The organism is Pedobacter sp. ASV12 (assembly GCF_016429155.1).
Classification (GTDB): domain Bacteria; phylum Bacteroidota; class Bacteroidia; order Sphingobacteriales; family Sphingobacteriaceae; genus Pedobacter.
Genome location: NZ_JAELUC010000106.1, coordinates 1 through 10,472 on the forward strand (window position 1 = coordinate 1; position 10,472 = coordinate 10,472).

Consider the following 10,472-nt stretch of genomic DNA (forward strand, 5'->3'; position numbering starts at 1 on the left):
CTCCCCCCCCCCCCCCCCCCCCCCCCCACCCATGTCGTGGTTCGTCGGCAGCGTCAGATGTGTATAAGAGACAGGCTTTGTACAAGGATTGCATGTAGAGCTGAGTCCTTTTTTTGCTGCGCAGTTCGAACTGAACCTGCATGCCATTGAGGGAAGCCTGCAACTGCACAACCCCATGCTCAAATCCATTTTCCAACAACTTTACCTCGAGAGCAAAATCAACGATTCTTTTACCGCTTTGGCCGTAGAAGTACAGTTGCTAAGGGCTTTTGAGTTATTGAACAAAGAACAGCAACTAGGCAATAATGGCCTCCCCAAATGGGTAAAAAGGGTAAAAGAAGCCTTGCACCATTGCACCTATGCCGACTTGAGCCTGAACAAACTGGCTACCATAGCCGATGTGCATCCTGTGCACCTTTCAAGAGATTTTCCCAAGTATTTTAATGCCTCCATTGGCCAGTACCTCCGCCAGCTACAACATCAAAAGGCCTGCCATTTACTCTTAACCGATGCCCCACTAACTGAAATTACCTATAGCTGTGGTTTTGCCGACCAAAGCCATTTCACCAGGCGGTTTAAAAAGGAAATGGGCATCAGCCCGTTAAGCTATAAGAAAATGATGCAACGTTAAAAATGTTCTATTTTTTGACGCGCCAACTCGCTAGTATTGCCTCATCAATACGTAATATGACATTCAAAAAAATAAGCATCAATCTTTTCCTGTTGTTCCTATTCCCGTTTTGGCAAGCCAATGCACAAAGCATGAAAGCCTATGAAGGGCATTGGCAAAGCGAATTAGTCCAACCACAAACCTTTAGTCCAACACTCAGCATCCAATTTCTTAATGCTCGTTACGCCTTGCTCAAGCTAAGCGGATTGCATGGCTCCATCCAACAGCAATTTTCGTATGAAAAAGACAAACCGTTTGAAGTAAAATTGAGTGAGGGCTTAGTTTTCAGGGGATCCTGGAATGAAGGAGAAAAGGCAATAACCGGTTTCATCAAATCTGGACAATGGTTTTACCACCTTCGATTGTTGCCCCACACCAAAATGGAGTTTACTGCTAACTGGAACATTTTGCTTGCCTCCCAATTCCGTTCACCTCTTTACCTAAGCATAGAAAATGCCAATGGCGAAAATTTCGAGGCTTATGCCTTTAGTTCGGAAGTCCGTTATCCAGGCTTTTTCTGCTACGATTTCAAGAAATCAGGCAGCCATATCTCATTCCGTGATTTTAGGACAGGTCTTGCTTTTAGTGGCAAACTGCAAAATCAACGCATTCCCTTGCAAATTAAAATCGGGAAGCTTTTATTGGCAACATTTCAATTGAAGCCCTCAGCCCGGGACTTGGATTTGAAATTAAGCGCCAAGCCAACCCATTACTCCAATAAACGGCCACGGCAATTGAATGACGGCCTAAGTACCCTGAGCCTTCAAGAAACCGGGCTAAAAATCGATGAAAGCTACCTGCAAAAAATGGTCGATAGCATCAACGCCAACAAAATTACGAATACGCATAGCGTGTTGATCGCCAAAAACAACAAACTGCTTTATGAAGCCTACTTTGGTGGCTATGATGCCACTACGCCACATGATATGCGTTCGGCTTCCAAAAGTATTTCGTCGGCACTGATCGGCATCGCCATTGACCAGCATATTTTGCGCGATACTGCCCAAAAACTGATTGATTTGCTACCTTCTTCCTACCAAAATCTGATGCAGGAACCACGCAAACAAGCCATTAGCCTGGGCAATCTGCTCACGATGAGTTCGGGTATTGACGCGGTGGATTTTGGCATCAAGCGCAAATCGGTTGCTGCCGAAGACAACTATCAGTCCACACTTGACTGGACAAAAACCGTGCTGACAGCCCCAATGATCAACTATCCAGGTAGCCACGCCAATTATGGATCGGCCAACCCCTATTTACTGGGTTTGGTATTGGCCCATCAATTAAAGCAGAGCACCTTAAATTTTATAGACCAAAACCTGTACAAGCCATTGGCCATCAGCAATTACATTATTCAGCAAGATGAAAAGGCCAATCCCTATTTTGGAGGTGGTATTTTCATGCGTCCGCGCGATATGCTCAAATTTGGACTGCTTTACGCCAATAAGGGCCAATGGCAAGGCCAGCAAATCGTCAGCAAAGCCTGGGTTAATTCCTCGTTCAAGAACTACCTGACCCTAGAAAACCATCCCGAAAAAAACGGCTATGGATTTTTATGGTGGCATTATAGCTACAAGGTTGGCCACCGTATCCTGGAATCAATCGAGGCGCGTGGTGCTGGAGGACAATATATTATTATTTTGCCTGCATTGGATATGGTAATCGTAATTACCTCGGGCAATTTTAGAAACGGCAGGGTATGGCAACCCGAAAAGGTAGTAGAAAACTATATTTTACCTGCTTTCATCACTAATTAGGTTGTGCTTAAAAAGCAATGCAACAGTATCCACTGCCACATTGCTTAACTTAACTATTAATAATGATGAGTTTCAAATATATGTACATTATTTTATAAATGCAACAAAATTGCATTTATATTTGTGGCATGAAATTTCCCATCAACTCCCAACTGTTCGACAAGGTCGGCATGTCGGCTTCGGCAGCCTGCGCCATTCACTGCGCGCTGCTTCCCATTGTTCTTACCCTATTGCCTATTGTAGGGCTCGAATTCTTGGCTAATCCCATGATAGAGCTGAGCATGATTAGCCTTTCGCTTGCACTGGCTTGCCTTGCCTTATCTAGTGCCTATAAAAAACACCGCAAGGTGCTGCCCTTTGTTATTTTGATGCTGGGCTTTTGCTGCATTGCCATGGGGCATTTGCTTGAAGAACTGGAAAGGTATCTGATCCCGCTGGGTGGTCTGCTCATTGCGATTGCGCATTTCATCAACCTCCAATTAACAAAATCTTGCCACCACCATACCCATCCTTAAGCCATGAACAGAAAAAAACTGCCCTTTGTCCTGCTTTTGGTATTGATGGCCACTGTACAGCCTGCCTGCAAACATGAACAAATGGATGCCCGAAAGCTTTATCTGAAATACCTGAAAAGCCATAGCCGCAATAACACCAAGTCTGTCGAGTAACCATTTTAGATCCTCGCTGTTTTTTTCTCCCAGCTGATCGAAACAAAGGTAAAATCGCCACGAACGGCTAATCCCCTGCCTTTGGCGTACATTTATTCGGTGTAGGTTTCTAGAAAGCCGAAATCCGGTTGAGGTTTCGGTGGGCCTAAATAAAAATGCCTTATACCAATATAAAAATCGGTATAAGGCATCCATCCTATTCAAAAGCACTTGTTAATTGCTTCTGCGCATCTGGAATTTTTGGGATTTGAATTTGCCGTTTACCGTTCCCGAAATTTCGGCTACCAGCGAGTCTTTGCTGATTTGTTTGTAGCTGATCTGCTGTGGAAAATCGTGTGCAGGATTTTCGAAGACCATTTCGGTGGCCGAAACTGTTTTGGCTTTGAAGCTCACCGGTTCGCCACCATTCTGGTTCTTTACCGTAGGGATATAAAAAAGTCCATTGGCTTGCTGTGCGAGTTTGATGTTCTCGAAAACCATGGTGTCTTTTTCTTTGATTACGTAGCTTTTGCCATGAAATTCTGTCGAAGAGGCTTTTACCCACGTTTCATACATGTGGCCACGGGCTGTTTTTTGCTCCCAAGTGCCAATCAACCATTTGGTTTTGTCTAAATCTGTAGTTCCTGTTTTAAAAGCAGAAATCAGGATTGTCATCAAGGCCAATACCAGGCCTACGCTATTTTTTTTCATGAGCATATAGTTTTTAATGGTTATGAAGCCATCGTGAGCTTATTCATGATGTTTCCAGTTGTTCGAATTTTTATTGAACAAAGCTGCGCATAAGCAAAGGCAAAAAATTGTAAAAATGCGACAAGCTTATGCCGTGCTTACGAACAGCTTTGAAAGCTGGAGATTGGCTGCATAGAATTTCTTCGGACTGAGCCCTGTAAACTCTTTAAAATCCTTGATAAAGTGCGCCTGATCGTAGTAAGAGGCTTCGTAGGCCAAAGCTGTTAAATTGTCAAAACGCTTTTCGGCCAGCATTTTTAGGGCCGTTTGCAACCTTATAATTTTGTTCAGTTGCTTCGGACTTAATCCAACGGTGGTGGCAAATTTGCGTTCAAGCTGCCTCCTGTTGATGTGCAGCTGTTCACTCAACCGACCAACAGAAAGCTGGCCATTCAGGGCAAGCATGGCATTTATGCAAGATTTGACTAAACTATTGGCCGTTTCAGTTTCTTGTAGTTTGAGTAGCAGAAACGATTCGGCCAGTTTTATTCTTTCGGCGGTGCTTGTGGCCGCCAACACTTCTTTTTCCAGCTGAAGACCGGCCTCGCCAAACAGCTCGGCCAAGGGTACGGCTTTGTTGGCCAATTGCTGCACACTCCAAGTGGTAAAAGGCAAAAATCCTTCGGGATTAAAACGCAAAGCAAAAATTCCGATTGATCCTGTTGGTGCGATAGACAATGTGGAGGTAAGCTGTCCGAACACAAAACAACGGGGCTGAACGATAAATTCCTCTTCGTTTCGATATTGCCTATACAAATCGCCATAATGAAAAATCATTTCCATACAGCCGTCAGGCACAATTGTTTGTCGCTGTTCTGTAGCCAAGGCAGGACTTTCCAAGGTCCAGGCGCATTTAACAAAGGCATTGATTTCGGGGCTGACTTCGAAAGTTTGGTAATCCATATGGGGGCATTATTAACCAAATATAAACAAATAAAAAGGGGCATCCGGCAATGCCCCCCCCTTTTTCAGCGAATGCCCCAATGCTTTAGCGCTGGCCTCCACAGGTAATAAGGTCCTTTTGGGGCCAAAGCAAGTGCCAAAATCTATCATCAATGTAGTATGTACTGATACGCTTGCCCAAGTATCGGCAATGATAAAACAAGTGCCAGGTTAATGCAGGTAATAACCAGCTATTGTTTGCAATAGCTGGTTAATTGTTGAGAGACATTATGAATATTTTATAGGATAATCTTTTTAATTCGTTTTCAAGGAGATAAGAGCGTTGACCGCGAATAATAAAACGAAGTTAATTAACCTATATTTATATAAGAAAGGAAACAAGGCCAAATTTGTCCATAATTATAAATCAGTACAAATTTCGGCAAACAATTTACCTACTAGGCTAATAGCCCTGGTTTTTTACGTATGCCGATGGGCTCTGCCCTACCAGTTTCTTAAACGAGTTGTAAAAAGCGCTGCGAGAGGCAAAACCTGCATCGTGTGCCAAGGTTTCGATGGTATAGCTCTGCATAAACCCAGGCTTTGCGATCTGTTCTTTCAAATCGGCGATGCGGTAGGTATTTACAAAATCCATAAAATTCTGTTGGTATTGATTATTTAAGATAGACGACAGCTTGTGTGGAGATAGGCCCAAAGCCTCCGAAAGCGACTTCAGGTTAAGGTTTTTGTCTTTAAAGGCCTGCTTTTCGGTCATGTGTCGCTCTATTTGTTTGCAGAGCTGTTCCATTTCCTTATCCTTTTTAAGCGAAAGCGCATATTGCTTCTGAATTTTAACCAGCGTTAGGGGCTTCATGTCGAGCAACGAGGCCACAAACTCCAGCGGCAAACGTTCCATATAGCCAGGCTTGGTTTGGATAAAGTAGAGGTAACGTTCCTTGGCGCTGCCTACGCGTACAATATGTGCACGCTCCTGGGCATCCATGTAATACTGCTCCAACATTACCCTAAAAATAAAATTAAGTTCAAAGTAGCGCAGAAAAAACCCTTGAAGCACATTAACAGGTATGGCCACTAGGCTTACATCCTCAACGGCTATAATGGCTTCTTTGGAGGCGCCATTGCCATAAAGGCCGGAAATAGAACTTACAAATTCGTTCTCTACCGAAATATAGGTAACGATATGCTTTTTTTTATGTGTGGTACAGCCCATTAAGGCTCCTTTTTTGATAAAGTACACATATTGGCAAATGGCGTACTCTTTAACCAAAACATGGCCTTTTGGAAATTCGAAAGTGACCATATTGGCATAGGCTTCTTTCTTGAGCTGATCGCTTATGGGATAAACCCGGCTTAAAAAGTCGAGAACCAGATCGGAATCCGGTTTTGTAGCCCGCCGAGGGGATAGTTGTTTAGTGAGCAAGGAGATGAACGATTTAAGGATGATTAATAATCCAAAAATATCAAAAAAATATTTTTGACTATACATTTCTCCAATTTAACCATTGATTTGTAACCAGAAAATCATACCATTTTTACTTCGGGCCAGTATATTTAAAATTATTTGAGAAAAAATTGAATATCTAAAAGAGGGCTGACATAGGGTTGTCAGTAACGGGCTGTTTCTTTGTATCAACAAAAAATCAGATCAAAAATTAGCTAAAATTCAATCATGGAAACACAAAACCTAACTGCCACAGAATCTCCGGTATTCGCTTCGAGCAATGACATTTTAAACCAGTGGCTGGGCCATCGCCGATTAACCCGACGCGTCATCGAGGCATTTCCAGCCGATCAATTATTTACCCATAGCATTGGGGGCATGCGCACCTTTGCCGAAATGATAAAAGAAATCATCGATATTTCGGGACCAGGCGTACGCGGCATTGCTACCGATAACTGGGACCATACCGGCAACCTTGACGGCCATGTTATTGAAGCCGCCGATCAGAACAAAGAAGCTTTGTTGCGACTGTTTGATGCCGGAACAGCAGAAATCCAAACTTTTCTGCCACAAATTTCGACAGCAAGGTTTCAAGAAACCGTGGTGACATTTGGCCTGTACGAAGGCGTAGTTTTTTCGTCGCTTCTGTATTTTATCGATAATGAAATCCACCACCGCGCACAAGGTACCGTTTACCTGCGCAGCCTGGGCATAGAGCCACCTGCATTTTGGAACAGAAACTAATTTCGGCCATACTTTCATCATGAACGGCCATGGGAAGCCTAAACGCTTTAGTAAGCGGCACAGGTTACAGAACCAGCAAAAAAGCCCCTCATTTACATGAAGGGCTTTTGGCTTGTTAAGCACACTTAAAGTGTAGCCATATCTATAACGAAACGATAACGTACATCGCCTTTCAGCATTCTTTCGTAAGAAGCGGTGATGTCTTTGATATCGATCACTTCGATATCCGATACAATATGGTGCTCAGCGCAGAAATCGAGCATTTCCTGAGTCTCAGGGATGCCTCCAATGCCAGAGCCTGCCAAACTTTTACGGCCACCCAGCAAAGCAAACGGCTGTACGGCATAAGGCGCTGAAGGTACACCTACGCAGATATGCGTTCCATTGGTTTTTAAAAGCGACAGGTACATGTTCATGTCGTGCTCGGCAGAAACCGTATCCAAGATAAAATCGAAAGAACCTCTAACCGCTTTTAACTGTTCAGGATCCGAGGTTACCACAAAATGATGCGCACCCAGTTCTTTAGCTGCCGCTTCTTTTGATGGAGAAGTACTCAATACGGTAACTTCGGCACCAAATGCCACGCCAAACTTAACACCCATGTGGCCCAGGCCACCCAAGCCTAGAACGGCCAATTTATGGCCCTTGCCTACTTTCCAATGGCGCAATGGCGAATAAGTGGTAATACCGGCACACAGCAATGGTGCGGTAGCCGCCAATGGCAGCTCATCGGAAATGTGCAATACAAATTCTTCGCGCACGACAATGGTATTCGAATAGCCGCCATAAGTAGGCACCCCTTGTCTGTCTTTGTTATTGTAGGTTTGTGTATTTCCTTCAAAGCAATATTGTTCCAATCCGTCTTTGCAGTTTTCGCAAACCTGGCACGAATCGACCATACAGCCCACACCGGCCAAATCGTCTAATTTGAATTTCTTAACATGGTTGCCCACCTTAATCACACGGCCCACAATTTCATGGCCCGGCACCATGGGAAAAATACCAGGAAACCAGTCGTTTTTAATTTGATGGAGGTCTGAGTGACAAACCCCACAGTATAATATTTCCAGCTGAACATCGTGTGGTCCAACTTCCCTGCGCTCAAAATCCCAGGGTGCTAAATCTGTTGTTGCAGTTTGCGCTGCATAACCTTTGGCTTGTATCATAATTATGAATTAAGTTTTGTTATGAACAAAGCTACAATCAATCGCCTAAAATCCGACTATAAGATTCAAAGCAATAATTATATATTTCAAACAATTTTGCCGAAAAACAAAAAAGCACCCGTGCAAAAAGGTGCTTTTGATAGGTTAATGGCAGGTTATCCACTCACAACAAATTAACCGTAACAGGCAATACATAATTGTAAATCACGCCACCATCCCAATAAACGATGCCAACAAAGTACGTACCCGGTCCGCCAAATGCCGACATGGGAATATTAATGGCATTGCCTTCGCTGCCCGGAAATCCGGCACTTTGGTATTCGATGTTATAATCGTTGATGTAGTAGTAAGCGCCTGCCGGAAGCGGATCGCCATACCAGGCAAAATACAAAGAGCCAGTTGACGAATAGTAGGCCGAGCCTGGGCCAATTAATACACCTTCTGGATAATAGGATGATAATTTTTCAGCAGCCAACTCCGCTTTTTTTCGAATCAGTCCGTCGGTAGCCTGGGCAGTTTGGCTAAGGTCCAGCCCTAATGCAACTACCATTGTAAATGCAGCAATTAATTTTTTCATAATTTTCCGATTAAGTTTTATAATTAACTATCAGTTAAATTACGCCATATCAAATAGATTAGCGAAAAAGTAAAAAAATAGAGCAAAAAAACAGGATTTGCCCCGCACTCAAATCGTGTTGTTTGGCTGGCGAAAATATTCAAATTCATTTTCGGGCCTGAGCTCCAATCTTCTGCCTGCTTATCAAGCCTCAAATCATTGCGTCATGAGCCCATGCATCAGTTCGACACTCCTTGGATCTGCATTTTTGCTGGCCTTTTTTTGACATCCTCGCCGGGTAAACAAAAGGCAAATGTTTGGTTGGCACATTTGTAGTATGTTTCTTTTTTTAAGCGAGTATAAACAACTACTAGCATTTTTTTCTTGCTGCACATAGGGGTACTGGCTCAAGTTGTTGTCATACTATCAAATCACAAAAAACAATTAATCCACTATTTCAAAAAGTATGAAAACTTACAAGTTTTATTTAATGATTGCCGTCATGACCATGGCAACTATTGCTGCTAAAGCCCAAAATTCGCAAACAAGCTTTGGCCTTAAAGCCGGTTTAAACTATGCCAGTCTGCCCAGCAGACTAAGTGCTATTACCGATAAAAAAGGAAAGATAGGCTACAACTTTGGTGCCTTTGCAAGGGTAGGCAACACACTTTATTTTCAGCCCGAGCTTAACTATGTAACCTTTAAAAGTTCGTACAACTATGCTTCCCAAACCTATACGCCTAAATTCCATCAGCTCAATTTACCATTAATGGTAGGCTATAAGCTGATTAACACCGATGCGCTCAACTTGAGGCTTTCGGCTGGTCCCGATCTCAATTATACACTAAACAAAGCAGCCGGTCCTGCCGGGTTCGACTATAAAAAACTAAATGTGGGCGGCGTAATCAATGCCGGCGTAGATATGGGCAACCTTACCATTGATGCACGTTACAGCAGGGGTTTTACCAAGATAAACAAACAGTTGCAGGAAAAAACCAACCTGTTTAATCTATCTGTAGGCTTAAAGGTATTTTAAGCTAAACCACAATTTGTACAAAGGGGAGAATAGCGCTATTCTCCCCTTTTTCATGCCATCAATTCGGCTGGTCTGTTATGGTGCAATTTCAACGTTGTTTTCAAATTTGATGCTTGTTCCTTCGGGCAGTTCAATGGAACCTTTGTTCGGGCTAAAGGGTCTCTTATAGTACCAAGCATTTGGGAACAAATTATTACTGCTAAAAGCACCATCTCTTGCTGTTGTTGTGGTATATTGCAATACAAGATTTGTTTCTTTAATACCCGAAAAATAATGCAACGTGAAAGTATATGAAATTTTCTCGAGCTTCCGCTTTTCAGTTTTCAGCAACTTGCCTGCCTTATCACTATTACCTTTGCTCCAAACCTCAACAATACCTGATTGAGGTATAATCTCTATTTGGTTACCATTAATTTTATACGCCCCTTTTTCATAAGCGATCACGATATTGTTATTGTACAGATAGCTAATGTTTTTTTGAAGGAATTGGTAAGTCCCGTTAGTGTTTAAATAATATTCACGCCAATCGTATCCAGCTGTAGCCTGTCTGCCACCACCTGCTGTAGAAAAATTCTCGTTCTGGTACTGTCCCCATATACCAGTAATAGCGTTAGTACGTACTCCATCTGTTGCCTCTGTATTGGTATAGGATTTAGTTCCTAACAAAGGCTTTGATAATTCGAGCGAGCTAAGAAAAGCCGACAAATCGTTCTGATATTGCTTGGCATTGGTCATTAAAACTACGCTTACGGCCTTATTGCCACCTGTTGCGGTCAGTAAAGTCTGTCTCTTATACACATCT

At 43.0% G+C, this 10,472-nt stretch carries 12 protein-coding genes; 6 read left to right on the top strand and 6 right to left on the bottom strand.

The genetic code is table 11. The annotated features are described in order from the left end of the window. Positions 1–88 precede the first annotated feature (88 nt). The 4 genes from JHD69_RS17575 to JHD69_RS17590 all read left to right on the top strand — a co-directional run bounded on the left by JHD69_RS17575 (position 89) and on the right by JHD69_RS17590 (position 3,095). Positions 89–631, top strand: a complete 543-nt coding sequence (locus JHD69_RS17575; RefSeq protein WP_199141657.1) for an AraC family transcriptional regulator — start codon at positions 89–91, stop codon at positions 629–631. Between the two features lie 56 nt (positions 632–687). Next, positions 688–2,427 carry a serine hydrolase domain-containing protein gene (locus JHD69_RS17580; protein ID WP_199141658.1) on the top strand — a complete coding sequence of 580 codons (1,740 nt, stop codon included), beginning with the start codon at positions 688–690 and terminating at the stop codon, positions 2,425–2,427. 128 nt (positions 2,428–2,555) lie between these two features. Next, positions 2,556–2,942 (top strand): MerC domain-containing protein, encoded by a 387-nt coding sequence (locus JHD69_RS17585; RefSeq protein ID WP_199141659.1) that lies wholly within the window; start codon positions 2,556–2,558, stop codon positions 2,940–2,942. Positions 2,943–2,945: 3 nt separating this feature from the next. After that, positions 2,946–3,095, top strand: coding sequence for a hypothetical protein (locus tag JHD69_RS17590; RefSeq protein ID WP_199141660.1), 150 nt, complete (start codon positions 2,946–2,948; stop codon positions 3,093–3,095). A 213-nt stretch (positions 3,096–3,308) separates the two neighbouring features. Here the strand turns inward: JHD69_RS17590 and JHD69_RS17595 are convergent, their stop codons facing one another. The 3 genes from JHD69_RS17595 to JHD69_RS17605 form a co-directional block, all read right to left on the bottom strand. Continuing rightward, positions 3,309–3,785, bottom strand: a complete 477-nt coding sequence (locus JHD69_RS17595; RefSeq protein WP_199141661.1) for a DUF6265 family protein — start codon at positions 3,783–3,785, stop codon at positions 3,309–3,311. A gap of 126 nt (positions 3,786–3,911) precedes the next feature. After that, complete coding sequence (locus tag JHD69_RS17600) at positions 3,912–4,727, bottom strand: helix-turn-helix domain-containing protein (protein ID WP_199141662.1); 816 nt, start codon at positions 4,725–4,727, stop codon at positions 3,912–3,914. 442 nt (positions 4,728–5,169) lie between these two features. Then, entirely contained in the window at positions 5,170–6,213 is a 1,044-nt protein-coding gene (locus JHD69_RS17605) for a helix-turn-helix domain-containing protein (RefSeq protein ID WP_199141663.1), read from the bottom strand. 183 nt (positions 6,214–6,396) lie between these two features. Here JHD69_RS17605 and JHD69_RS17610 point away from each other — a divergent pair, with 183 nt between their 5' ends. Beyond that, positions 6,397–6,912, top strand: a complete 516-nt coding sequence (locus tag JHD69_RS17610; RefSeq protein ID WP_199141664.1) for a DinB family protein — start codon at positions 6,397–6,399, stop codon at positions 6,910–6,912. Positions 6,913–7,037: 125 nt separating this feature from the next. Here JHD69_RS17610 and JHD69_RS17615 read toward each other — a convergent pair whose 3' ends face one another. Both JHD69_RS17615 and JHD69_RS17620 read right to left on the bottom strand, forming a co-directional pair. Continuing rightward, positions 7,038–8,078: an NAD(P)-dependent alcohol dehydrogenase gene (locus JHD69_RS17615; protein ID WP_199141665.1), complete on the bottom strand. Its 1,041-nt coding sequence runs from the start codon at positions 8,076–8,078 to the stop codon at positions 7,038–7,040. Positions 8,079–8,241: 163 nt separating this feature from the next. Continuing rightward, the gene (locus JHD69_RS17620; protein WP_199141666.1) at positions 8,242–8,655 is read right to left on the bottom strand and encodes a hypothetical protein; all 414 of its coding nucleotides are present in this window, start codon (positions 8,653–8,655) and stop codon (positions 8,242–8,244) included. 445 nt (positions 8,656–9,100) lie between these two features. Between JHD69_RS17620 and JHD69_RS17625 the strand changes: the two genes are divergently transcribed. Next, positions 9,101–9,670 (top strand): porin family protein, encoded by a 570-nt coding sequence (locus tag JHD69_RS17625; protein ID WP_199141667.1) that lies wholly within the window; start codon positions 9,101–9,103, stop codon positions 9,668–9,670. A 75-nt stretch (positions 9,671–9,745) separates the two neighbouring features. On the opposite strand, the gene JHD69_RS17630 is transcribed toward JHD69_RS17625, so the two are convergent. Then, on the bottom strand, positions 9,746–10,472 hold a 727-nt coding region (locus JHD69_RS17630; protein WP_199141668.1), incomplete at its 5' end, for a hypothetical protein.

Bases quoted from the DNA above. Each gene is read 5' to 3' on its own strand.
- JHD69_RS17580 (WP_199141658.1), top strand. From the start codon at position 688: ATGACATTCAAAAAAATAAGCATCAATCTTTTCCTGTTGTTCCTATTC.
- JHD69_RS17585 (WP_199141659.1), top strand. From the start codon at position 2,556: ATGAAATTTCCCATCAACTCCCAACTGTTCGACAAGGTCGGCATGTCG.
- JHD69_RS17590 (WP_199141660.1), top strand. From the start codon at position 2,946: ATGAACAGAAAAAAACTGCCCTTTGTCCTGCTTTTGGTATTGATGGCC.
- JHD69_RS17595 (WP_199141661.1), bottom strand. From the start codon at position 3,785: ATGAAAAAAAATAGCGTAGGCCTGGTATTGGCCTTGATGACAATCCTG.
- JHD69_RS17600 (WP_199141662.1), bottom strand. From the start codon at position 4,727: ATGGATTACCAAACTTTCGAAGTCAGCCCCGAAATCAATGCCTTTGTT.
- JHD69_RS17605 (WP_199141663.1), bottom strand. From the start codon at position 6,213: ATGTATAGTCAAAAATATTTTTTTGATATTTTTGGATTATTAATCATC.
- JHD69_RS17610 (WP_199141664.1), top strand. From the start codon at position 6,397: ATGGAAACACAAAACCTAACTGCCACAGAATCTCCGGTATTCGCTTCG.
- JHD69_RS17615 (WP_199141665.1), bottom strand. From the start codon at position 8,078: ATGATACAAGCCAAAGGTTATGCAGCGCAAACTGCAACAACAGATTTA.
- JHD69_RS17620 (WP_199141666.1), bottom strand. From the start codon at position 8,655: ATGAAAAAATTAATTGCTGCATTTACAATGGTAGTTGCATTAGGGCTG.
- JHD69_RS17625 (WP_199141667.1), top strand. From the start codon at position 9,101: ATGAAAACTTACAAGTTTTATTTAATGATTGCCGTCATGACCATGGCA.